We start from the raw sequence: 23,719 nt of genomic DNA on the forward strand, positions 1-23,719 counted from the left end.
GGCGCTCAGGCGCCCCGTTCGACATTTTTTATGAAGCTCGCTCCCGCCCAACTCGGCAAACACCTGCAAGGCGCTCTCGGCCCGGTCTACATCATCAGTGGCGATGACCCGCTGCTGTGCCAGGAAGCCGCCGACGCCATCCGCAGTGCTGCGCGCCAGCAAGGTTTTGACGAACGCCAGGTCTTTGCCGCCGACGCCAATTTCGATTGGGGCACGCTGTTGCAGGCCGGCGCCAGCATGTCGTTGTTCTCGGAAAAACGCCTGCTGGAACTGCGCCTGCCTTCGGGCAAGCCCGGTGACAAAGGTGCCGCGGCACTTATCGAATACTGCTCGCGCCCCGCTGAAGACACGGTGCTGCTGATCAGCCTGCCCAAGATGGATGGCAGCGCGCAGAAGACCAAGTGGGGCAAGGCGCTGGTTGAAGGCCAGCAAACCCAGTTCATCCAGATCTGGCCGGTGGATGCCAATCAGTTGCCAAGCTGGATTCGTCAGCGCTTGTCCCAGGCCGGGTTGTCGGCCAGCCAGGACGCGGTCGAATTGATTGCTGCACGCGTCGAGGGCAATTTGCTCGCCGCCGCGCAGGAAATCGAAAAGCTCAAGTTGATGGCCGAGGGCGGTCAGATCACAGTCGAAACCGTGCAGGCCGCCGTCGCGGACAGTGCGCGATTCGACGTGTTTGGCCTGACCGATGCCGTGCTCAATGGCGAACCGGCCCACGCGCTGCGCATGCTTGAAGGCTTGCGTGGCGAAGGCGTCGAACCACCGGTGATTCTCTGGGCGCTGGCGCGCGAGCTACGTCTGCTGGCTAATATTTCGTTGCAATACAGCCAGGGCACGCCGCTGGACAAATGCTTCAGTCAGGCCAAACCGCCGGTCTGGGACAAGCGCAAACCGTTGATGAGCAAAGCCCTGCAGCGCTACTCGGCGCAGCGTTGGGCGCAGTTGTTGCTGGAGGCCCAGCGGATCGACGCGCAAATCAAAGGCCAGGCTGCCGGGTCGCCGTGGATGAGCCTGAGCCGGTTGGCGTTGTTGATGTCCGGCCAGCGTCTGACACTCCCCGCTGAGTAAGATCAAAAGATCGCAGCCTTCGGCAGCTCCTACACCGATTCATGTAGGAGCTGCCGAAGGCTGCGATCTTTTGACTTTTCTATAGCATGAGCAGATTATCTGTGGCGCAAAACCTCACTCACTCGAGAGAACCCTCATGAGCAAAAAGCCATCGAAACATGGCCCCAACAAGGCCAAATCCATTGTCGCCCAACCCCTGTTCCGCAGTCGCCAGGAACGACCAACCAAGGGTAAAGGCAGCTACCGCCGCGAAGCCTTCCAGTCTGACAGCTGGGAGGCTTCTTACTTTCTGGCCGCTTAAAGCGCAGTACCCCCCGGTCATGTTAAGGTCTGCACCTGATTCGTTTTCCTGGAACTGTGCATGCCCCTAAGTCTTTCCCGTCGTTGGCCTGTTCGCCAATTGATCGCTGCCTCCAGCTTCATTCTGCTTGTCGCCTGCGCGGAAAAACCGACCGCCGCCGATGCGCAACCCCTCCAAGCCGCGCCTGTCGCCACGGCCCCAGCGATCATCCCGCCGGTAGTGCCGTCCGCCGACCCACTTGATCTTCAGCCGACTCAGACCTTTGCCGAATGGCAGGCAGGCTTTCGCAAAGATGCGCTGGCCGCCGGAATCAGCCCCGAGCTGTTCGATCGCGCCTTTGCCAATGTCAGCTTCGACGCCAGCGTGATCCGGGCCGACCGCAGTCAGCCGGAGTTCTCCCGCCCGGTGTGGGAATACCTCGATGGCGCGCTTTCGCCACTGCGTGTGCGTAAAGGCCAGGCACTGATCAGTCAGTACGCCGATATTCTGCAAAGCATCGAACAGCGATATGGCGTTGACCGTCAGGCGCTGGTGTCAGTGTGGGGTATGGAAAGTAATTTCGGTCAGTTTCAGGGCAGCAAGTCGGTGATCAACTCGCTGGCCACCCTCGCCTACGAAGGCCGACGTCCGGGCTTTGCACACGCGCAATTGATCGCCGCGCTACAAATTCTGCAACAAGGCGATATCACACCGGAGAAGATGCTCGGTTCCTGGGCCGGCGCGATGGGCCAGACCCAGTTCATTCCGACCACCTACAACACCCACGCCGTGGACTTTGATGGCGACGGTCGCCGCGACATCTGGGGCAGCCCGGCCGACGCCCTGGCCTCGACCGCGCATTACCTGCAAAGCTCTGGCTGGCAGCGTGGCCAGCCGTGGGGTTTTGAAGTGCAACTGCCGAGCACGTTCAACTACACACTGGCTGATGGCGCGATTCGCAAGAGCGTTGCCGAGTGGCGTCAATTAGGTGTGTCCCTGCCAAATGGCGCTCAGGTGCCAGCCGGTTCGGAACAATTGTCGGCCGCCCTGCTGCTGCCGGCTGGTTATCGTGGGCCGGCGTTTCTGATCCTCGATAATTTCCGCGCGATCCTCAAGTACAACAACTCGTCGTCGTATGCATTGGCGGTGAGCCTGCTGTCCGAGCGTTTCAACGGCGGCGGCCTGATCAACGGCACCTGGCCGAAAGATGATCTGCCACTGAGCCGTACCGAGCGTATGGAATTGCAAACCCTGTTGAGCGCGCGCAATTACGATGCCGGCACAGCGGACGGGATCATCGGCGCCAATACGCGTAAAGCGATTCGCAGTGCCCAGCAGTCGTTTGGCTGGCCGGCAGATGGTTATCCGACGCACAAATTGCTGGAAAGCCTGCGGACTCAGTAGAACGATTGTTTAGGGCTGATACCGCTTTCGCGAGCAGGCTCGCTCCCACATTGGAATGCATGCCAAATGTGGGAGCGAGCCTGCTCGCGAAGACTGACTATCAGGCAATAAACCTTCAGGCCTTGATCACCACATCCTGCTCCAGCATCAATTCCTGCTTGCCCGCATCCAGCCGCACCAGTGCGCCCATCGGCAGCGTCAGGTTCGGATCGCAATGCCCGCTACGCCATCCCGACAACACCGGAATCCGCAACGGCTCGAAAGTCTGCTTGAGCAAGCGGTTCAGCGCTTCGACATCCACGCCTGCAATATCCCCGACCAACACCCCGCGCAACTTGGCCAACTTGCCGGCCAGGCGCATCTGGGTGAGCAGCCGGTCAATGCGATACAGCGGCTCGTTGATGTCTTCGATGAGCAGAATCACCCCCTCGACATCAATCTCGTAAGGCGTGCCCAGCGTTGCGGCGATCATCGCCAGATTACCGCCGAGCAAGCGCCCGTGCGCGATGCCGGGCTCGACCGTGGTCAATGGATAAGCCACCGGATGGCTAAACACATTCCCTGCCTTCAATTGCCCGCGCAGCATGGCGAAGAACGAAGTAACGGTCGGCGGTTCCTTGTCACCCAACAGGTCGGCGTTGAGCAGCGGCCCGTGAAAGGTCACAAACCCGGCATAGCGACTGATGGCCAGATGCAGTGCAGTGATATCGCTGTAGCCGACGAAGGGCTTGGCGTTGCGGCTCAGCAGGTCGTAGTCGATCCGGTCGAGCAATCGCGGCGTGCCGTAGCCACCGCGCAGGCAAATGATCGCATCGACCTCGGAATCAGCGAACGCCGCGTGCAGGTCACGCAGGCGTACATCGTCACTACCGGCCAGATAGCCGTCCTTTTCATAGACACCGGGAAACACCTTCAGCCCATAGCCACGAGCGCGCATCCATTGCATCGCCTTATCGGTGTCCAGAGCACCGGGGCCGGCAGGCGCAATGACGCCGATCAACCCTTCCGAGGGCAGCGCAGGCACGGCTTTGTGCGGGCAAAGTGTGTGGGTTGGTCGAACGGTCATCCTTGGATCTCCCTGTGAAGTCATGCACACACAGTAGTCAGGAACGGCGGCAAACAGAAGAGGGTCAGCCACGCCGTGGATTGAAGGAAAAATCAGCAGCGAGTGTAATCCGGGCAAAAAAATGCCCGCCGGGCGTTAAAACCTCGGCGGGCATTTTTTATTCAGCGCCGGATCAGGAACCCAGCAGCTCAGCCTTGACCAGCTTGGCCTGCTCGTCGGCGTGGTACGAAGAACGCACCAGCGGGCCCGACGCGACGTTTTTGAAGCCCATCTTGTAACCTTCCTCGGCAAACCAGGCGAAGGTGTCCGGGTGCACGAAACGCTGCACCGGCAAGTGGCTGCGCGACGGCTGCAGATACTGGCCCAGGGTCAGCATGTCGATGTCGTGTTCGCGCATGCGCTTCATGACTTCGATGACTTCTTCGTCGGTCTCGCCCAGACCCAGCATCAAGCCGGATTTGGTCGGAATGTGCGGCATCATCTGCTTGAAGCGTTGCAGCAGGGTCAGCGACCACTGGTAATCCGAACCCGGACGCGCAGCCTTGTACAGACGTGGCACAGTCTCCAGGTTGTGGTTGAACACATCCGGCGGCTCGGCGGCGGTGATTTCCAGCGCGACGTCCATGCGGCCACGGTAGTCCGGGACCAGAGTCTCGAGCTGCACGTTCGGCGACAGTTTGCGGATTTCGCGGATGCAGTCGGCAAAGTGCTGGGCACCGCCGTCACGCAGGTCGTCGCGGTCAACCGAGGTGATCACCACGTACTTGAGCTTGAGGTCGGCGATGGCGATGGCCAGGCTTTCAGGTTCATTGACGTCCAATGGCTTCGGACGACCGTGGCCAACGTCGCAGAACGGGCAGCGACGGGTGCAGATGTCGCCCATGATCATGAAGGTCGCGGTGCCGCCGGAGAAGCACTCACCGAGGTTCGGGCAGGACGCTTCTTCGCAGACGCTGTGCAGTTTGTGTTTGCGCAGCAGGCTCTTGATCCGGTCGACTTCCGGCGAAACCGGAATGCGTACACGAATCCAGTCAGGTTTCTTCGGCAGTTCGGTGGTCGGAATGATCTTTACCGGGATGCGTGCAACCTTCTCGGCGCCGCGCAGCTTGACGCCGGCTTCAACCTTGGGACGCGGGGCCGGGCGCTCGGTCACGTCGAGCGTCGGGATCATGGTTTGCACTGCATCAGTAGTCATATCAGTCGATTCCGCCCGTCAGGGTCGTCTGCTCAGCATAGTCGAGGTGTTTGACGAGCTGCGCACGCAGCCGGGCACTTACCTCGGCAAATTCAATCGATCCTGCGTGATCGCTCAGCTGGGTCATCGCCAGCCCGGCATAGCCGCAGGGATTAATCCGTCGAAACGGTTCCAGGTTCATATCCACGTTCAGGGCCAGGCCATGAAAGGAGCAACCGTGGCGAATCCGCAAACCCAGAGAAGCGATTTTCGCTCCATCGACATAGACGCCGGGAGCATCTGGCTTGGCTGCGGCGGTCACGCCGTAGCTGGCCAGCAGTTCGATCAGGCACTGTTCCATGCGACTGACCAGATCTCGTACGCCGAAACCCAGTTTGCGTACATCCAGCAGCAGGTAAGCCACCAACTGGCCGGGACCATGATAAGTCACCTGCCCGCCGCGATCGACCTGCACCACCGGGATATCCCCCGGCAACAGCAAGTGTTCGGCCTTGCCGGCCTGGCCCTGAGTGAACACCGGTGGGTGCTCGACGAGCCAGATTTCGTCGGCGGCATCGCTGCCGCGTTCGTTGGTAAAGCGTTGCATGGCATGCCAGACCGGCTCGTACGCCATCTGGCCGAGCTCACGAAAGCCCAGCGTGCCAGACATCACAACACCATGTGCACGAAGCCGGTCGCCCGCAGTTCGCTGTTGATGTTGTACAGCTGATCCTGATCGATCGCGACGATGTGCAACTGAATGGTGGTGTATTTGCCGTTAGTGCTTTGACGCTCGTCGATGCGCTCATCGTTGATGATCGCGTGTTTCAGGACGATCTCGATGATCTTGTCCTTGTTGCCAACACCCGTATCGCTGATCACCTTAATCGGATAATCAGTCTGCGGAAATTCGATCTTTGGCGCCTTTACTTCGGTATCGGTCATGGCGTAACGGCCTCTAGAGCGCAAGCCGTGGTAACGCACATGGCCCCGCTCCGGATCGGGGCGGGGCCATGCAGGTCAACACAAATCAGTTGAACAAGCCGTAGAAGAATAGACGGATGCTATCCCACATGCGGCGGAAGATACCACCCTCCTCGACGCCATCCAGAGCGATCAGGTCGGCGCTGTGCACGACCTTGTCTTCCAGTTTGACTTCGACTTTACCGATCACGTCGCCCTTGGCGATTGGCGCGGTCAGTTGCGGGTTCATGGTCATGCTGGCAGCGAGCTTCTTCAGCTGGCCTTTTGGCAGGGTCATGGTCAGGTCTTCAGCCAGGCCGGCCTTGACTTGATTGGTGGTGCCTTTCCACACCGGGGCCTGAGCCAGTTCGGTGCCCTTCTGGTAGAAGGTCTGGGTTTCGAAGAAGCGGAAACCGTAGGTCAGGAGCTTCTGGGTTTCAGCTGCACGGGCCACTTCGCTGTTGGTGCCGAACACCACGGCGATCAGACGCTGGCCGTCACGTACAGCCGAGGACACCATGCAGTAGCCGGCTTCGTCGGTGTGACCGGTTTTCAGACCGTCAACGGTCTTGTCGCGCCACAGTAGCAGGTTGCGGTTAGGCTGCTTGATGCCGTTCCAAAAGAACTCTTTCTGCGAGTAGATCGCGTAGTGAGCCGGGTCTTCGTGGATGATCGCACGGGCCAGAATCGCCATGTCGTGAGCCGACGAGTAGTGCTCAGGGTTTGGCAGACCGGTCGGGTTCATGAAGTGGGTGTTGGTCATACCCAGATCGGTGACAGTCTTGTTCATCAGGTCGGCGAACGCATCTTCGCTGCCGGCGATGTGCTCGGACAGCGCCACGCTGGCGTCGTTGCCGGACTGGATGATGATGCCGTGCAGCAAGTCGCTGACAGTCACCTGCGAGCCGACTTTGATGAACATCCGCGAACCGCCGGTGCGCCAGGCGTTTTCGCTGACGGTCACCGGATCGTTTTCACCGATCTGGCCACGACGGATTTCCAGCGTAGCAATGTACGCGGTCATCAGTTTGGTCAGGCTGGCCGGCGGCAGACGCTGGTCACCGTTGTTCTCTACCAGCACGTTGCCGCTGGCGGCATCCATGAGTACGTAGGCTTTGGCGGCCAGTTGCGGTGGCGACGGCATCATCTCGGCCGCGAAGGCGGCTGGCGAGAGGAGCAGCGGGACTAGCAGACACAGGCGTTTGGCAAAGGTGGTGATGTTCATCCGTCTCTCGAAATCGCTAATGGAAACTGTCCTTGCGGACAAAATTTAATCAGATGACTTTCTAACGAGCCATCGCGTGTTCAGTTGCTCACTCCAGTCACCCTTGCCGGGCTTTTGTTCTTCGACGAGCCAACAACCTGATTCACCCCCCAATCGCTGGCGAATCGTCAATCAAGTTCTACGTATTACTCGGTGACCACACTTGGCGAACCAAGGTTGGCCAGGCGCACGCTGTTCTGCACCTGGGCAATTTCACCCGGCGAACCGATCGGCCCCAGACGTACCCGATGCAGGGTCTGCTGATTGCGCACGATCGAACTGATGAACACCGGAGCGCTCACCATCCCGCTGAGCTTCGACCTCAGCAGTTCTGCAGCGTCCGGGTTGGCGAACGCGCCCACCTGCAGATACTGGCCAGACGCTGTTGCAGAAGCGTTTTTTTTTGCGCTCATCGGCACCGGGACGGTGTCAGAGGCATGTTGCTGCGGCGGTGGCGTCCATTGCTCAACGGTGCCGGCCGAGGCCGTGATCACCGGTGCGCTGTTCTGCGCGACTTGCGGCTCGTTGAGCATCAACGGTGCCGGACGGCCCTTGGCAGCCCAATACTGCTGCGGATCGATACCTTCAACCTTGACCCGCGCGGTGCCGGTTTCGGCGTAACCGAGTTTTTTCGCGGCGGCGTAGGACAAGTCGATGATGCGATCGGAATAGAACGGCCCACGGTCGTTGACCCGCAGGATCACCGTGCGGTTGTTGTCCAGGTTGGTCACCCGAACGTAACTTGGCAGTGGCAGAGTCTTGTGGGCAGCACTCATGCCGTACAGGTCATAGACCTCGCCGTTGGCGGTGTTCTGACCGTGAAACTTGGTGCCGTACCAGGACGCCGTACCGGACGCGACGTAAGTCTTGGACTCCTGCAACGGGAAGTAAGTCTTGCCCAGCACGGTGTACGGGTTGGCCTTGTACGGGCCAGTGTGCAGGGTCGGGGTGGCATCGGGGATGCGCGACACGTCGACGTCCCACCACGGCGCGCCATCTTTGTGCGCACGGTTGATGTCCAGGCCCGGCTGCGCCCGCACGGCGGTATTCGTGGTTTTCTGAGTCGGCGAACGGCTGGTCGAACAACTGGCGACCAGCACTGCCAATGCAGCGAATGCCACCAGCTTCAGGGGTTTACTGTTAGGCAATGCCTGCATTACTTGACGCCCCGTGCTTGTACCAGCTGTTCAGACAGTTGATGTACGGCCATGGCGTACATCACGCTGCGGTTATAACGCGTGATCGCGTAGAAATTCTTCAGGCCCATCCAGTATTCGGGGCCATTGTCGCCTTCGAGGCGAAATGCAGTAACCGGCATATCATCGCGCAGCGCATCATGACTTGACCAGCCCAGCGCCCGCAACTCTCCAACCGTCTTCGTCGGCTCGATGCCGGTGGTCAAGCCTTCATCGACCTGCTCGCCCCGCACATCGGCGCGGCTGACCACCGGCTCGCCGGCCACCCAGCCATGTCGTTTGAAGTAACTGGCGACGCTGCCGATCGCATCATCCGGGTTGTTCCAGATATTGATGTGGCCGTCACCGTCGAAATCCACCGCATAGGCGCGAAAGCTGCTCGGCATGAACTGCGGCAGGCCCATGGCCCCGGCGTACGAGCCTTTGAGGGTCAATGGATCGACCTGTTCTTCACGGGCCAGCAGCAGGAACTCTCGCAGTTCCTTACGGAAAAACTCGGCACGGGGAGGATAGTCGAAACCGAGCGTGGACAAGGCATCGATCACCCGGTAATTGCCGGTATTACGTCCGAAAAAGGTTTCAACGCCGATGATCGATACGATGACTTGTGCCGGTACGCCGTATTCCTGCTCGGCACGGGCCAGCGTCGCCTCGTGCTGACGCCAGAAGTCGACACCGCGCGCAATGCGCGCATCGGTGATGAACATCGGGCGGTATTCTTTCCACTGCTTGACGCGCTCGGCAGGTCTGGAAATGGCGTCGAGAATCGCCTGTTTGCGCTGAGCCTCGCGGAACACCGCCATCAATTGCTCACCGGCGAAACCGTAGTCGCGGGTCATTTCACCGACGAATTCGGCCACCTGCGGCGAGCCTTCGTATTCGCCGGCCAGCGCTTCCTGCACGCTACCCAGCAGGCCCATCAGGCCAACCAGCGGCGCGCATCGAGTCGCCCAGCCACGCATTACTTGCATTGAACTCTTCACCTTATTCAAACCTGTGCGATCCACTTGCGATGGGTATGGATCGACATCAAAACCCCAAACGCTGACAGCAGCGTCACCAACGAAGTTCCTCCGTAGCTAATGAACGGCAACGGCACCCCTACAACCGGCAACAGGCCACTGACCATACCGATGTTGACGAAAACGTAAACAAAAAACGTCATGGTCAACGCACCGGCGAGCAATTTGCCGAACAGCGTCTGAGCCTGAGCGGTGATCACCAGCCCCCGGCCAATCAGCAACAGATAGATCAGCAGCAGCGCGCAAATGCCCACCAGACCGAACTCCTCGCCGAGTACAGCAATGATGAAGTCGGTGTGGCTTTCCGGCAGGAAGTCCAGGTGCGACTGGGTGCCGAGCAGCCAGCCCTTGCCGAACACCCCGCCGGAACCGATCGCGGCTTTCGACTGAATGATGTTCCAGCCGGTGCCCAGCGGATCGCTTTCCGGATCGAGGAAGGTCAGGATTCGCTGTTTCTGGTAGTCGTGCATGATGAAGAACCACATGGCCACCGACACCGGAATCGCCGCCGCCAGCACACTGAGAATCCAGCGCCAGCGCAGCCCGCCCATGAACAGCACAAACGCGCCGCCCGCCAGAATCAGCAGTGAAGTACCGAGGTCAGGCTGGCGCACGATCAGCGCGAACGGCACGCCGATCAGCATCAGGCTGATGCCGACATGCTTGAGTTGTGGCGGTAACGTGCGCTTGGACAGGTACCAGGCGATGGTCGCCGGCATCAGGATCTTCATGAACTCCGAGGGCTGGAAGCGGATCACCCCGGGGATGTTGATCCAGCGGGTGGCGCCCATCGCGTTGTGGCCCATGATGTCCACCACCAACAGCAGCACCACGCCGATCACATAACCAAGCGGCACCCAGCGCGCCATGAAACGCGGCTCGAACTGGGCGATGATGATCATCGACACCAGACCGATACCGAACGACGTCGCCTGTTTGGCCAACAGATCCCAGCTCTTGCCACTCGCCGAATACAGCACGAACAAACTGCCGGCGGCGAGAATCAGCAGCAGGATCAGTAACGGGCCATCGATATGCAGTCTTTGCAGCAACGTCGCGCGGCGACGCATCACATCCTCACTGGAGAGCATGCGATCAAAGTTATTCATCACGGGCCGTAGCCTCCGCACTGATTGGGCTGGCGTATTCGGCCTTCAAACGTCCGTCCTGATCGAGCAGCCAGGCGTCCATGACCTGACGCACCACCGGCGCTGCAACGCCAGAGCCGGACTCACCGTTCTCGACCATCACCGATACAACGATTTTCGGGTCATCGGCCGGGGCGAAACCGACGAACAAGGCGTGGTCGCGGTGACGTTCCTGAACCTTGGAGCGGTCGTACTTCTCACCCTGCTTGATCGCCACCACCTGCGCGGTACCCGACTTGCCGGCAATGCGGTATTGCGCGCCGATGGCCGCTTTGCGCGCAGTACCACGCGCGCCGTGCATCACCTGCTGCATACCGTGGTTGACCTTGGTCCAGTCCGACGGATCACGCAGGACAATGTCCGGCATCGGGTTTTCATCCACCGGTTTCACCCCTTCGAGGGACTTGGCCAGGTGCGGACGATTCCAGATGCCTTTGTTGGCCACCAGCGCGGTGGCCTGGGCCAGCTGCAGCGGGGTCGATTGCATGTAGCCCTGGCCGATCCCGAGGATCAGCGTTTCGCCCGGGAACCATGCCTGTTTACGCGTCGCCCGTTTCCATTCGCGGGACGGCATCAGGCCGGGGGATTCTTCGAACATGTCCAGCGAGACCTTCTGGCCGATGCCGAACTTGTTCATGTAGGCCGACAGCCGATCGATGCCGAGCTTGTGGGCCAAGTCATAGAAGTAGGTGTCGTTGGAACGCATGATCGCCGTGTCGAGATCGACGAAGCCGTCCCCGGTGCGGTTCCAGTTACGGTATTTGTGATCGTAGTTGGGCAGCATGTAGTAGCCGGGGTCGAACACTCGGCTCGACGCCGTCACCACACCGGAATCGAGACCGGCAATCGCCACCGCTGGCTTGATCGTCGAACCCGGTGGGTACAGACCGCGCAGCACGCGGTTGAACAATGGCCGGTCGATCGAATCGCGCAACTCGGCGTAGGCCTTGAAGCTGATGCCGGTGACGAACAGGTTCGGGTCAAAACTCGGCTGGCTGACCATTGCCAGAACTTCGCCGGTCTTCGGATCGAGCGCCACGACCGCGCCGCGACGTCCGCCCAATGCTGCCTCGGCGGCCTCCTGCAATTTGATGTCCAGACTGAGGACGATGTCCTTGCCGGGAATCGGATCGGTGCGTTTGAGCACACGCAGAACGCGGCCTCGGGCGTTGGTCTCGACTTCTTCGTAGCCGACCTGACCGTGCAATTCCGGCTCGTAGAATCGCTCGATGCCGGTTTTGCCGATGTGGTGGGTGCCGCTGTAGTTGACCGGGTCGAGGGTCTTCAGCTCTTTCTCGTTGATCCGCCCCATGTACCCGACCGAATGCGCAAAATGCGCGCCCTGCGGGTAGTGACGAACCAGTTGCGCAACCACCTCCACGCCGGGCAGGCGGAACTGGTTCACGGCGATCCGGGCAATCTGCTCTTCGCTCAGCTCGAACAGGATCGGCACCGGCTCAAACGGCCGGCGCCCCTGACGCATGCGCTTTTCGAAGATCACCCGATCCTCGGGCGTCAGCTCCAGCACTTCGACAATCACGTCGAGCACTTGCTGCCAGTCGCCGGAGCGCTCACGGGTCATGCTCAGGCTGAAGCTTGGACGGTTGTCCGCCACCACCACGCCATTGCGGTCGAAAATCAACCCGCGCGTCGGCGGAATCGGCTGCACGTGGACGCGGTTGTTTTCCGAGAGTGTCGAGTGGTACTCGTACTGGATCACCTGCAAGTAATACAGCCGTGCGATCAGCACGCCGATCAACAGCATGATCGCAATGGCCCCGAACACGACGCGGCTACGCACCAGGCGTGCGTCCTTTTCGTGGTCCTTGATGCGGATCGGCTGAGACATGAGGGCTGGATTACTTGTGGTAAGGGTGACCGGACAGCACGGTCCAGGCACGATACAACTGTTCGCCGATCAGGATCCGCACTAGCGGGTGCGGCAACGTCAGCGGCGACAACGACCAGCGCTGATCGGCACGGGCACAGACTTCCGGCGCCAGCCCTTCCGGGCCCCCGACCATGAAATTGACCGTGCGCGAATCCAGCCGCCAGCGATCGAGTTCGACCGCCAGCTGCTCGGTGCTCCAGGGCTTGCCGTGGACTTCCAGCGTGACGATCCGCTCGTTCGGCCCAACCTTGGCCAGCATGGCTTCGCCTTCCTGGCGGATGAATCGGGCCACGTCGGCATTCTTGCCACGGGTATTGAGCGGTATTTCCACCAGTTCCAGCGCCAGCTCGGACGGAAGACGCTTGGCATATTCATGCCAGCCTTCTTCCACCCACTTGGGCATGCGTGAACCGACGGCGATCAGGCGCAGTCGCACAGCAATCCCTTACAGCTGGTCTTTGTTGAGCTTGGTGAAATGCTCGTGGGTATTTTCCGGGCTGTGGTGTTTGGCGTCGGCCGCACGGCTCTGCTCGGCACCGGCCCACAAGCGCTCCAGGTCATAGAACTGACGTGCCGAGGCAGTCATCATGTGCACGATCACCAGGTCCAGGTCGAGCAGCACCCAGTCGCTGTCGCCCTTGCCTTCTTCGCCCAGCGGCTTGGCGCCCTGCTTTTTGACTTCTTCGCGAACCTTGTCGAGCATCGCGTTGATCTGGCGGTTGGACGTACCGGTGGCGATGATCATGTAGTCAGTGATGCTCTGCTTGTCGCGAACATCGATGATCTGGATGTCTTGCGCCTTGACGTCTTCCAGAGCGGCTACGGCCAGCTTGACCAGCTCGTCGCCCTTCAGCGGCTCGTTGGTGTTGACCGGCTCTGGCAGCGGGGCGCTCTTGAATGTGCCTTTGCGCTTTACTTTGGTTTGGTCTTTGTCAGTCATATAAAACTCGTTTTGCTCATATATTCGGCGGCTTGGCGATACGTGGATTCGTATCAGTGAAGCACGCCTTGCTCAGTTCGACGCACGGTACAGACCGTGCGCATCGATGTAGGCCAGGACCGCGTCGGGCACCAGGAAACGTACCGACTTACCGCTGGCCAGCAGTTGACGGATCTGGGTGGCGGAAACCGCGAGCGGTGTCTGCCAGACGAATGCAATCTGTCCGCTCGGCCCTTTCAGGGCCAGCGGGTCGCTCACCGAACGCGCTGCCAGCAGGTTGCGCAAGGCATCCGGCGGTTCGCTGTCGGCGTCCGGGCGCTGTAGCACCAGGATGTGGCAATGCTGGAGCAACTCCTCCCAGCGGTGCCAAGTGGGCAGGCCGCAAAACGCGTCCCAGCCCAAAAGCAGAAAAACCTGGGTCTCGGCGGGCATTTCAGCGCGCATCGACTCCAGGGTATCAATGGTCCAGGACGGCTTGTCCCGCTGCAGTTCGCGGGCGTCCACCACCAGCGGCGGCAATCCGGCCACCGCACACTCGACCATTGCCAAGCGATCCTGCGCCGACACCTGCGGCGTACCGCGATGTGGCGGCCGCGCATTCGGCATCAGGCGCAACTCGTCGAGCGCGAGCGCTTCGGCGACTTCCAGCCCTCCACGCAAATGGCCGATGTGCACCGGATCGAACGTACCGCCCAATACGCCGATGCGTCGGGGGCGGGACTCGCTGCCGGTTTGCGGCGCTGTCAGGTCGAGGTCGGTCAAGTCAGACCGTCGCCTGGCCGCGCAACTGGCCATCACCGACCACGATGTACTTCTCGCAGGTCAGTCCTTCGAGGCCCACCGGGCCGCGGGCGTGCAGCTTATCAGTAGAAATGCCGATCTCGGCACCCAATCCGTATTCAAATCCATCGGCGAAGCACGTCGGGGTGTTGATCATCACCGACGCCGAGTCGACTTCCGCCACAAAGCGACGGGTATCGGCGAGGTTTTCGCTGACAATCGAGTCGGTGTGATGGGAGCCGTAATGGTTGATGTGTTCGATCGCCTGATCCAGACCCTCGACTACACGGATCGACAGGATCGGCGCCAGGTACTCGGTGCTCCAGTCGTCTTCGCTCGCCGCAACGGCGTCAATAATCGCCCGGGTGCGCTCGCAGCCGCGCAGTTCGACGCCTTTTTCGCGGAACTGGGCGGCCATCGACGGCAGGAAATCCTTCGCGACTGTTTGATCAACCAGCAGCGTCTCCATCGCACCGCAGATGCCATAACGATACGTCTTGGCATTGAAGGCAATGCGCTGGGCTTTCGGCAGGTCGGCGTGGGCACTGACGTAAACGTGACAGATGCCGTCCAGATGCTTGATCACCGGCACCCGGGCATCGCGGCTGATGCGTTCGATCAGGCCACGGCCACCACGCGGCACGATCACGTCGACGTACTCGGGCATGGTGATCATCGCGCCGACGGCGGCACGGTCAGTGGTTTCGACCACTTGCACCACGGCGGCGGGCAGTTCGGCTTCGGCCAGACCACGCTGAATGCACGCGGCAATCGCCCGATTTGAGTGAATCGCTTCGGAGCCACCGCGCAGGATGGTCGCGTTGCCGGACTTCAGGCACAGGCTGGCGGCATCGATGGTCACGTTGGGACGGGATTCGTAGATGATCCCGATCACGCCCAGCGGCACGCGCATCCTGCCGACCTGAATCCCCGACGGACGGAAGCTCATGTCGCGGATCGCGCCGACCGGATCCGGCAGCGCGGCGACCTGACGCAGGCCAACGATCATGCCGTCGATGCGCGCCGGGGTCAGTTCCAGACGTTCCAGCAAAGCGGGTTCCAGACCATTGGCGCGACCGGCAGCCAGATCCTGCTCATTGGCGGCGGCAAGCTCGGCACGCGCAGCGTCCAGGGCATTGGCTGCGGCCTGCAAGGCGCGGTTTTTCTGCGCGGTGCTGGCACGGCCGATGACCCGGGAGGCTTCGCGGGCGGCGCGACCCAATCGGGTCATGTAGTCAAGAACGGACTCAGTCATGGTCTGCTGGGGTCTTGGCAAAGAGGAAAGCGGCAGATTATAGCTGTCGCGTCCCGGGACTAACAGCGGTGACGGGCGGATGGTCAAAATGAACGCAGATTCACCGGCGTTCAGGCCCAATTAAGCCGTGCGTTGTTATCATCACGACCTCCTGAGCCTGGATAAACGTTACCTGCCATGTCCAACCTGACCGTTCGCAGCCGCGCCGAACGCCTGCCGCTAGGGCTCCCGGACGCCTTTTTCGACCGAGATGCGCAAGTGCTGGCGCAAGATCTGCTCGGCAAAGTCATTCGCCACCGGGTCGGCGACCTGTGGCTGAGCGCGCGAATCATCGAAACCGAAGCCTATTACTGCGCAGAAAAAGGCAGCCACGCCTCGTTGGGCTACACAGAAAAACGTAAGGCTTTATTTCTGGATGGCGGCCACATCTATATGTATTACGCCCGTGGCGGTGACTCGTTGAATTTCAGCGCGCAAGGGCCGGGCAATGCGGTGTTGATCAAATCCGCCTATCCGTGGGTCGATGAAATCAGCGGGCCAGCGAGTCTGGCGCAAATGCTGTTGAATAACCCCGATGCTCAGGGCCGTGCGCGTCCTTCGCAAAAGCTCTGCGCCGGGCAAACCCTGCTGTGCAAAGCGCTGGGGCTGAAAGTGCCGGTGTGGGACGCCAAACGTTTCGATCATGAGGTGCTTCTCGTCGAAGACACCGGGCCTGCACCTTCGCACATCATTCAAACCACACGTTTGGGCATTCCCCACGGCCGTGACGAACATTTGATGTACCGCTTTGTCGACTCAGCCTATGCGCAATGGTGCACGCGGAACCCGCTGCGACGCGGTCAGGTCGAAGACCGGGATTATTTTCTGCTGTAAACACAAACCTGTGCAGGGGCTGCCGAAGGCTGTGATCTTTTGACTTCGCTTTAAGGATCAATATCAAAAGATCGCTTCGGCAGCTCCTGCATAGGAATCATCAACGGTTTGGAGTTTTTCTGTATGGGCCCATGGCTCGATAGTGTGACCGGCTGGCTGGCAGCCAACCCACAGTGGCTGGCTGCTGCGGTGTTCATTGTTGCCTTTGTCGAATGCCTGGCGATTGCCGGTTTGATCGTGCCAGGCACCGTGCTGCTGTTTGCCGTCGCCGTCCTCGCCGGCAGCGGCGCACTGTCGTTGAGCGAAACGTTGCTGTTGGGTTTTCTCGGCGGGATTCTCGGCGATGCCGTTTCGTATTTCCTCGGCCGCCATTTCCACCAGAACATCCGCCGCCTGCCGGGGCTTCGCCATCATCCGGAGTGGATGGCCGGCGCCGAGTCGTACTTCCAGCGCTACGGCATTGCCAGCCTGTTGGTCGGCCGCTTTATCGGGCCGTTGCGGCCGATGCTGCCCATGGTCGCCGGCATGTGCGACATGCCCTTCCCGCGTTTCGCCGCTGTCAGTCTGTTGGCCGCCGCTGGCTGGAGTCTGGCCTACCTGCTGCCGGGCTGGGCCACCGGCGCGGCCTTCCGCCTGCCATTGCCAGAAGGGTTCTGGCTGGAAGCCGGCATAGTCGCCGGCAGCATCGCCGTGATGGTCGGCCTCAGCGTGAACAGCAGTCTGCGCCGGCACCGCCGCGCGACGATCTGGATCAGCAGCATGAGCCTGTTGATACTGATCGGTCTGTTCATCGGCTATCCGTACCTGACAGCTCTCGATCAAGGTGTAATGACACTGGTGCAGGAGCATCGCCAACCGGTGCTGGATGAAATCGCGGTCACGCTGACCCTGATCGGCGAATTCCGCAACATGCTGCTGTTCAGTGTTCTGCTGACCGGGCTGTTGCTGCTGTGCCGGCAATGGCGCCAGGCGATCTTCGTCGGCGGCGCGCTACTGGTTACAGCGCTGGCCAATACCGGGACCAAGTACTTCTTCGCCCGGGTGCGCCCGGAGGTGCTGACCGACCCACTGACCACCTACAGCATGCCCAGCGGCCACGCTTCAGGTTCATTTGCGTTATTTCTGACCCTGGCGGTGCTGGCCGGCCGTGGCCAGCCGCCACGCATGCGCCTGACCTGGTTGCTGATCGCCTGTATTCCGGCCCTCTCCATCGCACTGTCGCGGGTCTATCTGGGCGCTCATTGGCCAACCGACGTATTGGCCGGTGCCATGCTCGCCGCCTGTGTCTGCGCAGCCGCTCTGTGGCTGAGTCAGCGCAAAACCCCGCTCAACCCCATGCCGTTCAAGATCTGGTGGTTGATCCTGCCGGCCATGCTGGCGCTGTTTGGCTTTTTCGTCCTGCGGCATCTGCCTCATACGCTGCTGCGTTACGCCTATTAAATGAGGCAATACACAAGCCTTATTCCCTTCGCGCTGCTCTTTTCGGAAATGTCCGACATGAGCAGCGCTGTTCCCTTATCAAAACTTACTCGCCCAAGTTGAAACTTCCTATTTACGAAACTGCAACTTCCTACACTTAAAACCAAAAACAATAGAAGTTACACATCACCTGCAAACCGCCACAACAACGTCTTCCATAACTTGAAAAACCAGTTAGATTGAATCCACACATTTGAAACCCTTCGGCAAATTCTCACCCCGCAAAGTGAGACTGCTTGCACTTGGCTGCCCGACAATCAATTCAACTGACGAAGCGAGGGTTTCAATACATCAACTGATTTCGAGTACTCCATGAGTCCAAAGATACCGCGCAAACCGCCCCTGCCTTCAACGCAACAACCTGACTCGAGCACATTCCCGCCCCTGCGAATCGATACACCCTTCGCTACAGACGGGCCTTCCATTTTCCGCTTACCGGGTTTACCGAGTGGCCAAGACCCCGTCCACACCGCTGGCGGTCGCCCTATTCTGGATAACACCCCGCCTGCCGTCGTTATCCAACCCATGCAGACTAAAACGCCTGGCCGACTCGCAAGCGACAATTCGCCGGACACTTACTGGCTGCGTGACGACTTCCTGCGCGGCATGAAATCGGCGGAAGATGACGGTTTTCGCTGGATCGTCGGCCGCCGGTTTGTCGACGTCGAATATGAAGGAGGCTTGCGCACCACCCATGTCGGTCAGGATGCCGCCGGGGTTTATCGCTGCAAGCTGGTCACCGAGCGATCGGCGTCCGGGCCAGCGCTTTTCCGGAATGAAGGCCGATTGACCTGGCGCCTGACGGAGCATCCGGCGCCCACCATGGCCTCGACGAAACGACCTGCGTCGCCCGTCAGCGATCAGCCCGGAACCGCCCCCGTCGCAAAACGGCCCCGCCCCGCCCCCCTCGACTGGAATATGTACAGGCCATCATCCCGTTCGCCGGATGCCCAAGGCTATTACGAAATGGCACCTGCATTCGGGTCGAATAAAGCCATCACGCAATTTGCCTTCCGGGACCCCTTCGGCAAATGGATTCCGGTCGATCCCCCGGCCGGCGGTTTCGGTGCCCAGCCCACGCTCTTGAAGCACTGGACCGATCACGAGATCTGGCAGATGTATGACATCCATGGCGAGGATCTCTTGCGTTTTCGCACCGACGCCCATGCCAGCGGCAAGAGTCCGCAATGGGCGGTTCCGAAAGTCACGAACCCGCACCGTGACTTGCTGCGCGATACCCTGCGCTGGCTGCACCCGGGCTTGAACCTCACCCAGCGCCAGGCATTCCTGCAGTCCTACAACCTGCTGCCCAGCCAGTTGACCCGCTTGCAACAGGACCTGAAGACCGAACTGACCATGCCGCAATGGGCGCAAGCACACAAACGCCTGATCGACGACATCGACAATCCGCAGCGTTTTGAGCAACTGAGCCGGGATGCTGTCGAGGAACTCAACCTCAAGCGCGATGCCCGGCATGACTGGTACAGCCCCGAAACCAGCATGACCGAGCCAGTACGCGAAACGCTGCTGAACAAACTCGGCTATCTGCGCAACGAGAACAATTGCCTGTACCGGATGGACATTCCGGGGTTGTTCCGTGGCGATGAACGCACACCGTTCGAACTCGCCAATGATGGCTTCATGCTGCCGCGCTATCACCACGCACCCGGTGCAACCACTCAAAAACCGATGAGCGCGACCTTCAGCCTCAATGAAGGAAAAATGTACGCAAGAGAGCCCGACCCCGAGTACTTGCGCTTCAACAGTCAGACCAACAAATACCCGGGCCGGGATGCTGACGATAGCGCCTCGGGCAGCGATGCCAGTGACACAGAAAGCACCACATCATCCGAATGGTCCGATGCCGCAAGCACGGTGCCGTGGGATCACGATCGCGACTATGAATCAACCCGCACACGCCAGAAGGAAATGTTCCTTTATGTGCTCGACACCCGACATTTGGAAGTGGTGCCTCATGAAGAAAACATGAGCTTCAATTCAACGGCCCGTGACACACCCCGCACCTGGTTTCCCGACGATGACTTCGAAGGGTTGATATCGGTCAGCCGCAGTGGACTGGATGCCGAGCGTATCTGGCTGCTCAATTCTGCCCTGAACAAAGCGGTGAAGATCGACGACCTCAACGACCTGGCCGGCGCAAGTGCTGAGCGCATCGAGGCCGCCACCCACGCCGGACACCGGAACAGATTCGAGTACGACCTATTGATCGATAAAGCCGAGGCCGCCGGCAAACCCGTGCTCAGGCTGTCGGGCAGAGGCGATGAATTCGCCTACGACATCAAGTGGCCTGAGCCGGCAAAGCCGACGCCTCAAAATCAGTAACACACACCGGTACGGACACCGGCCCTGCGCTTTCATTAACGGATTAATGTCATGTCAAAAATTATCGCTCCACCACAAATACCCACTATCAGCCCCGTTCAGGTCATTCCCGTCAGCGCCTCGGCCAACCCCCATGCACCGCAGGCGGGCACGCTCAATAGCGCTACGTCGGCGGACGATGCTGACGCCCCCTATCGACGCACGCTGAAATCCCTCGACAAACATTTCGGCCCTCTGCGCATCGGTGAAATGCTCACCAGCCGTGTAGAACTCCTGGCCTTGGGCGCGACCGTTCATGGCCAGCCCATCAGTCCGGCGAATGCCGGCATGCAGCGCGTGGATCAAACCTTTCTCGACGGGCTCAATTTCGACGCAGACCGGGTGCAGGCGCGCTTGATGTCCGTGGACACGCCCGACAGCAATGTAGCGGCGATGTTGTTCTACGAGATCGCCTGCAAGCGTTCGGTCGACGCCGGGGCGCTCTTCGTCGCTGATGCAACCATCGCCTCCGGCAGTGCAGTGGATCGCCTGAATCAGTTGGGCAAGGCTGCGCAAAAGCTGGATATCCATCGCGCCGACGCGCTGGAAAATGCGCCGGGCTGGGTCAGCAAAAACAAAAGCTATTTGATGAGCGGCGCGGGCGTCGGCATGCAGGCATTTGGCATCTACAGCGGCTACAAGGCGATGATCGATGCGATCAAACAAGGCGACACCCTGGAAGCGGTTTTCCAGGGCGGCTCGATCGCCGCTGAATTTGGCTCGTTGATCATCGAGCGGGGACTGACCAAGACCGGCGAGGCCATGCTCAGGAATGGCGGCACTGCGCTGAAGTACTTTCCGCTGACATCGGTAGGCAAATACATGAGCCGCGGCGCCGGGATGTTCGCCAGCGCAATCACCCTGCCCTTCGACATCACCGATGCGATCAAATCGTTCAATGCCGCCGCCGCAGCGCAGGGCAAAGAGGCCCAGGATCACTACGTCAGTGGCGGTCTGAGCGTAGCGGGTGCGGGCATCAGCCTGGTGCTGGGCGTTGCTGCGCTGGCTGGTTTTGGCAGCGTCGCCGGGCCGGTCGGGCTCGTCGCCGCCGGATTGCTCATCGCCGCTTCGATGATCTACCAGGCCGCCCGAGTGGTGGACGACATTGATGACTACATCGAACTCACCTTTGAAGAACGCCTGCGCTCCGGCTGGTTCGCCTTCACCTACCAGGAACTGGACCAGGACGTACTGGATCGCTTCAAGCTTTCCAAGGGCTATCGTGACCACCAGCAGCAGCTCGAATTGTCGGCCAGGGATATGCTGGAGGGCGCCTACAAGCACTCCATTGAACACGTGATCAACGGTGCCTTTCAGGTTGAATTGAAGCCCGTTGAAATCTGGCGTTACCAATGGGACGAAAGCGCCGGCCAACAGCCGTTCAAGCTCGACAACCAGGCAGTCGTTGTCGCGGGTGACGACGTGATCGATGCCGGCAACGGTCTGCCCGCCAGCCTCAAAGGCAAAGTATCGGGCAGTGCCGGTGACGACAAAGGCATTTTCTGGCGCCTGGGTGACGGTAATGACCGGGTCATCGGCGTCCGGGACAAGCCAAATCTGTTTACCTATCGCGCGGATCACAAGGCACTGACCGGGGGTGACCGGAACGATGCGTTTTATCAGGACATCACCGAACAGGAGTTGAACCGCATCAGCAAACCGGCGCACCTCAATGTGCTGGATGGCGGCGCCGGTGCCGACACACTGGCTTTCGAAGGCAGCCGACCGCTCAGCGACACTCGGCACATCGGCCACAATATCGACCTGCACAGCGGCAGAGTGGCGTTGCGAGGCCTTGATCCTGACGTCGATGCTGTTGAGGTCGCACAACTCACCTCGATCGAAAACGTCTCGACACTGCGCAAAGGCACCAGCCGTGTCAGCGGAAACGATGAGGCCAACCAGATTTCCGCCAATGGCTACGACCGCATCAATGCTGGCGGCGGCGATGACACGATTGCCCTCTATGGACTGGACTGTCGGGTCGAAGGTGGCAGCGGCGCGGATCGTTATTACATCGCCAGCAGCAACGCTCGCACAACCATTATCGAAGACGGCGAACAGTCGAGCCTGATCGAGTTCGGCTGGCCGGCGGACGTCATCCAGCGCTGGCAGATCGTCGGCACTTCGCTGGTGGTCAGCTCATTGCGCGGCGAGGATGGCATCGACCCCGAGCACGTACTCACGCTGGAAAATGTCTACCAGTGGGTCGATGGCAATCGCCAGCTGAAAAATGATCGATTGCGCTTCAAGACCCAAGACGGTTACGAGTTGCTGGTTCAGCTACCTCAGCAGCCGGGTGAGGTTGCGCTTCAGGATATCGAGCCCGCCGTGGTCGTGATTGGCCAACCGGCAGCGGCGCCGCAGATCGTCAACGGCGGCACGGTCGAGATAGCAGAGCAAGGTTTGAAGCGACATTTCGTGTCGCGCACGGACCGCCTAGTGACGTTTGTCGCCAAGTCCAATACACCCGAGACATCCCGCTCCGTTTATCTGGAGTTCAACGACGCCGACATTGTCGACGTATTGCTCACCTATGAAGTTCAAGCGCGTAAAGGCGTGTCGGGCAATACTCATCTGTACTATCAGGACATCAACCTGTCTGTTCTGCTGCCGTCGAAAGTCCTGACCTTCAAAGGCGTCGTTCAGCCCATCTCGGCGGCCACGGGTTACAGCGGCAGGAACAGCTTGAAAGTCACCACGCCACGCTTACGGCATAACGTCGTGCTGATCATGCAGGATCAGGTTTCGTACCGGTTGCAAGTCCCGGAAATGGACTATGAAGAGGATGTGAAAAACCCTGGCATCCGCGTACGCAGCACCCGCAGTGTCCTCAAGCGACGCAATGGCAATTATCGGTTTGTCAGACCGTTGGCCAGCGTGAAGCCGCTGATAACAGCAGAGCCCAGCCGCATTACGATCGACACCGGTTCGCACACCGGCATTTATGTGCTTGAGGGCCAGAGTTCGACTTACGACGTACATCTTGCCAGCAACACGATCATTCGCCTTTCGACGCCAGGCGCTGAGGCCAAAACCGCCGATGCTTCGACCTGGACCCTGTACACCCGCACGATGAAAGAAACCGTCACACGCGACGACATACAACTGGACGGCAACCGCTTGCGCATCGCCAGTGTCACGATCGAGTTGCCCGATATCGAGGACGACGTCCCCGTGGAGTCCATCAACGTGGCCACTTCGGCCGGCAATATTTATGAGGTTTCGCTGCTGTTTGAAGTGCTGCAGCTTTACGTGATCGATGCGCGTGGCTACACCAGCATCGAAGCGCTGCTGGCCGAGATCAATGCGCATCAGCAGCGCAACGAACTGGCCGCGAGGGTTCATGTAACCCACCTTGCTGTCAAGGCCGGAACCATCGGCACAGTGGTTTACAACTCAGTGAGCAAGTACTGGGGCCTGGACTCCGATCCACAGGCGCGAATCAAATCCGAAGACCTGATCATGCCAAGCAACAAGACCTGATCGCGCTCTGCCAGGTTTCATCGACGTGCCCGTGTGGATCTGACGTCC

At 60.1% G+C, this 23,719-nt stretch carries 20 protein-coding genes; 7 read left to right on the top strand and 13 right to left on the bottom strand.

Annotated elements, in window-relative coordinates; translation table 11 throughout:
• The first annotated feature begins 30 nt into the window (after nucleotides 1-30).
• The 3 genes from holA to F8N44_RS13410 all read left to right on the top strand — a co-directional run bounded on the left by holA (nucleotide 31) and on the right by F8N44_RS13410 (nucleotide 2,752).
• Nucleotides 31-1,068, top strand: a complete 1,038-nt coding sequence (gene holA / locus F8N44_RS13400; RefSeq protein ID WP_150650618.1) for a DNA polymerase III subunit delta — start codon at nucleotides 31-33, stop codon at nucleotides 1,066-1,068.
• A gap of 136 nt (nucleotides 1,069-1,204) precedes the next feature.
• Complete coding sequence (gene arfA, locus F8N44_RS13405) at nucleotides 1,205-1,369, top strand: alternative ribosome rescue factor ArfA (RefSeq protein ID WP_016986126.1); 165 nt, start codon at nucleotides 1,205-1,207, stop codon at nucleotides 1,367-1,369.
• A 60-nt stretch (nucleotides 1,370-1,429) separates the two neighbouring features.
• Nucleotides 1,430-2,752: a lytic murein transglycosylase gene (locus F8N44_RS13410; protein ID WP_150650619.1), complete on the top strand. Its 1,323-nt coding sequence runs from the start codon at nucleotides 1,430-1,432 to the stop codon at nucleotides 2,750-2,752.
• Between the two features lie 115 nt (nucleotides 2,753-2,867).
• On the opposite strand, the gene F8N44_RS13415 is transcribed toward F8N44_RS13410, so the two are convergent.
• From F8N44_RS13415 to F8N44_RS13475, 13 genes are all read right to left on the bottom strand, one after another.
• The gene (locus tag F8N44_RS13415) at nucleotides 2,868-3,818 is read right to left on the bottom strand and encodes a S66 peptidase family protein (protein ID WP_150650620.1); all 951 of its coding nucleotides are present in this window, start codon (nucleotides 3,816-3,818) and stop codon (nucleotides 2,868-2,870) included.
• Nucleotides 3,819-3,990: 172 nt separating this feature from the next.
• Nucleotides 3,991-4,989, bottom strand: coding sequence for a lipoyl synthase (lipA, locus tag F8N44_RS13420; protein WP_161986515.1), 999 nt, complete (start codon nucleotides 4,987-4,989; stop codon nucleotides 3,991-3,993).
• Nucleotides 4,990-5,014: 25 nt separating this feature from the next.
• Nucleotides 5,015-5,662 (bottom strand): lipoyl(octanoyl) transferase LipB, encoded by a 648-nt coding sequence (gene lipB, locus F8N44_RS13425; protein WP_150650621.1) that lies wholly within the window; start codon nucleotides 5,660-5,662, stop codon nucleotides 5,015-5,017.
• Nucleotides 5,662-5,937 (bottom strand): DUF493 domain-containing protein, encoded by a 276-nt coding sequence (locus F8N44_RS13430; RefSeq protein WP_150650622.1) that lies wholly within the window; start codon nucleotides 5,935-5,937, stop codon nucleotides 5,662-5,664. The genes lipB and F8N44_RS13430 overlap by 1 nt, the downstream gene beginning before the upstream one ends.
• A gap of 85 nt (nucleotides 5,938-6,022) precedes the next feature.
• Nucleotides 6,023-7,180 carry a D-alanyl-D-alanine carboxypeptidase family protein gene (locus F8N44_RS13435; RefSeq protein ID WP_016986121.1) on the bottom strand — a complete coding sequence of 386 codons (1,158 nt, stop codon included), beginning with the start codon at nucleotides 7,178-7,180 and terminating at the stop codon, nucleotides 6,023-6,025.
• 185 nt (nucleotides 7,181-7,365) lie between these two features.
• Nucleotides 7,366-8,376 carry a septal ring lytic transglycosylase RlpA family protein gene (locus tag F8N44_RS13440; protein WP_150650623.1) on the bottom strand — a complete coding sequence of 337 codons (1,011 nt, stop codon included), beginning with the start codon at nucleotides 8,374-8,376 and terminating at the stop codon, nucleotides 7,366-7,368.
• Nucleotides 8,376-9,386 carry a lytic murein transglycosylase B gene (gene mltB / locus F8N44_RS13445; protein WP_093434581.1) on the bottom strand — a complete coding sequence of 337 codons (1,011 nt, stop codon included), beginning with the start codon at nucleotides 9,384-9,386 and terminating at the stop codon, nucleotides 8,376-8,378. The genes F8N44_RS13440 and mltB overlap by 1 nt, the downstream gene beginning before the upstream one ends.
• A gap of 17 nt (nucleotides 9,387-9,403) precedes the next feature.
• Entirely contained in the window at nucleotides 9,404-10,507 is a 1,104-nt protein-coding gene (rodA, locus tag F8N44_RS13450) for a rod shape-determining protein RodA (RefSeq protein WP_049802149.1), read from the bottom strand.
• 31 nt (nucleotides 10,508-10,538) lie between these two features.
• Complete coding sequence (gene mrdA, locus F8N44_RS13455; RefSeq protein ID WP_127929907.1) at nucleotides 10,539-12,434, bottom strand: penicillin-binding protein 2; 1,896 nt, start codon at nucleotides 12,432-12,434, stop codon at nucleotides 10,539-10,541.
• Nucleotides 12,435-12,444: 10 nt separating this feature from the next.
• On the bottom strand, nucleotides 12,445-12,912 hold the full coding sequence (rlmH, locus tag F8N44_RS13460) for a 23S rRNA (pseudouridine(1915)-N(3))-methyltransferase RlmH (RefSeq protein ID WP_003185785.1): 468 nt from the start codon (nucleotides 12,910-12,912) through the stop codon (nucleotides 12,445-12,447).
• A 9-nt stretch (nucleotides 12,913-12,921) separates the two neighbouring features.
• Nucleotides 12,922-13,416: a ribosome silencing factor gene (gene rsfS, locus F8N44_RS13465; protein ID WP_016986117.1), complete on the bottom strand. Its 495-nt coding sequence runs from the start codon at nucleotides 13,414-13,416 to the stop codon at nucleotides 12,922-12,924.
• A gap of 72 nt (nucleotides 13,417-13,488) precedes the next feature.
• Nucleotides 13,489-14,211 carry a nicotinate-nucleotide adenylyltransferase gene (gene nadD, locus F8N44_RS13470; RefSeq protein WP_150650624.1) on the bottom strand — a complete coding sequence of 241 codons (723 nt, stop codon included), beginning with the start codon at nucleotides 14,209-14,211 and terminating at the stop codon, nucleotides 13,489-13,491.
• Nucleotides 14,180-15,451, bottom strand: coding sequence for a glutamate-5-semialdehyde dehydrogenase (locus F8N44_RS13475; RefSeq protein WP_150650625.1), 1,272 nt, complete (start codon nucleotides 15,449-15,451; stop codon nucleotides 14,180-14,182). The genes nadD and F8N44_RS13475 overlap by 32 nt, the downstream gene beginning before the upstream one ends.
• A 177-nt stretch (nucleotides 15,452-15,628) precedes the next feature.
• On the opposite strand from F8N44_RS13475, the gene F8N44_RS13480 reads away from it, so the two are divergent.
• The 4 genes from F8N44_RS13480 (at nucleotide 15,629) to F8N44_RS13495 (ending at nucleotide 23,671) form a co-directional block, all read left to right on the top strand.
• The gene (locus tag F8N44_RS13480; RefSeq protein ID WP_150650626.1) at nucleotides 15,629-16,324 is read left to right on the top strand and encodes a DNA-3-methyladenine glycosylase; all 696 of its coding nucleotides are present in this window, start codon (nucleotides 15,629-15,631) and stop codon (nucleotides 16,322-16,324) included.
• Between the two features lie 123 nt (nucleotides 16,325-16,447).
• The gene (locus F8N44_RS13485; RefSeq protein ID WP_150650627.1) at nucleotides 16,448-17,764 is read left to right on the top strand and encodes a bifunctional DedA family/phosphatase PAP2 family protein; all 1,317 of its coding nucleotides are present in this window, start codon (nucleotides 16,448-16,450) and stop codon (nucleotides 17,762-17,764) included.
• A gap of 564 nt (nucleotides 17,765-18,328) precedes the next feature.
• Nucleotides 18,329-20,146 carry a hypothetical protein gene (locus F8N44_RS13490; protein WP_224794762.1) on the top strand — a complete coding sequence of 606 codons (1,818 nt, stop codon included), beginning with the start codon at nucleotides 18,329-18,331 and terminating at the stop codon, nucleotides 20,144-20,146.
• A 51-nt stretch (nucleotides 20,147-20,197) separates the two neighbouring features.
• Nucleotides 20,198-23,671, top strand: coding sequence for a calcium-binding protein (locus tag F8N44_RS13495; protein ID WP_150650629.1), 3,474 nt, complete (start codon nucleotides 20,198-20,200; stop codon nucleotides 23,669-23,671).
• The last annotated feature ends 48 nt before the right edge of the window (nucleotides 23,672-23,719 follow it).

The sequence above is a fragment of the Pseudomonas fluorescens genome, from assembly GCF_902497745.1.
Taxonomy (GTDB): Bacteria; Pseudomonadota; Gammaproteobacteria; order Pseudomonadales; family Pseudomonadaceae; genus Aquipseudomonas; species Aquipseudomonas fluorescens_BM.

What these genes read in the sequence shown, in the direction of transcription:
- arfA (WP_016986126.1), top strand. Translation starts at nt 1,205, where the DNA reads ATGAGCAAAAAGCCATCGAAACATGGCCCCAACAAGGCCAAATCCATT.
- F8N44_RS13495 (WP_150650629.1), top strand. Translation starts at nt 20,198, where the DNA reads ATGTCAAAAATTATCGCTCCACCACAAATACCCACTATCAGCCCCGTT.
- nadD (WP_150650624.1), bottom strand. Translation starts at nt 14,211, where the DNA reads ATGGCCAGTTGCGCGGCCAGGCGACGGTCTGACTTGACCGACCTCGAC.
- rsfS (WP_016986117.1), bottom strand. Translation starts at nt 13,416, where the DNA reads ATGACTGACAAAGACCAAACCAAAGTAAAGCGCAAAGGCACATTCAAG.
- F8N44_RS13435 (WP_016986121.1), bottom strand. Translation starts at nt 7,180, where the DNA reads ATGAACATCACCACCTTTGCCAAACGCCTGTGTCTGCTAGTCCCGCTG.
- rodA (WP_049802149.1), bottom strand. Translation starts at nt 10,507, where the DNA reads ATGCGTCGCCGCGCGACGTTGCTGCAAAGACTGCATATCGATGGCCCG.
- lipB (WP_150650621.1), bottom strand. Translation starts at nt 5,662, where the DNA reads ATGTCTGGCACGCTGGGCTTTCGTGAGCTCGGCCAGATGGCGTACGAG.
- F8N44_RS13485 (WP_150650627.1), top strand. Translation starts at nt 16,448, where the DNA reads ATGGGCCCATGGCTCGATAGTGTGACCGGCTGGCTGGCAGCCAACCCA.
- F8N44_RS13440 (WP_150650623.1), bottom strand. Translation starts at nt 8,376, where the DNA reads ATGCAGGCATTGCCTAACAGTAAACCCCTGAAGCTGGTGGCATTCGCT.
- lipA (WP_161986515.1), bottom strand. Translation starts at nt 4,989, where the DNA reads ATGATCCCGACGCTCGACGTGACCGAGCGCCCGGCCCCGCGTCCCAAG.
- F8N44_RS13430 (WP_150650622.1), bottom strand. Translation starts at nt 5,937, where the DNA reads ATGACCGATACCGAAGTAAAGGCGCCAAAGATCGAATTTCCGCAGACT.
- F8N44_RS13480 (WP_150650626.1), top strand. Translation starts at nt 15,629, where the DNA reads ATGTCCAACCTGACCGTTCGCAGCCGCGCCGAACGCCTGCCGCTAGGG.
- mltB (WP_093434581.1), bottom strand. Translation starts at nt 9,386, where the DNA reads ATGCAAGTAATGCGTGGCTGGGCGACTCGATGCGCGCCGCTGGTTGGC.
- F8N44_RS13415 (WP_150650620.1), bottom strand. Translation starts at nt 3,818, where the DNA reads ATGACCGTTCGACCAACCCACACACTTTGCCCGCACAAAGCCGTGCCT.
- holA (WP_150650618.1), top strand. Translation starts at nt 31, where the DNA reads ATGAAGCTCGCTCCCGCCCAACTCGGCAAACACCTGCAAGGCGCTCTC.
- F8N44_RS13475 (WP_150650625.1), bottom strand. Translation starts at nt 15,451, where the DNA reads ATGACTGAGTCCGTTCTTGACTACATGACCCGATTGGGTCGCGCCGCC.
- F8N44_RS13410 (WP_150650619.1), top strand. Translation starts at nt 1,430, where the DNA reads ATGCCCCTAAGTCTTTCCCGTCGTTGGCCTGTTCGCCAATTGATCGCT.
- F8N44_RS13490 (WP_224794762.1), top strand. Translation starts at nt 18,329, where the DNA reads ATGCAGACTAAAACGCCTGGCCGACTCGCAAGCGACAATTCGCCGGAC.
- mrdA (WP_127929907.1), bottom strand. Translation starts at nt 12,434, where the DNA reads ATGTCTCAGCCGATCCGCATCAAGGACCACGAAAAGGACGCACGCCTG.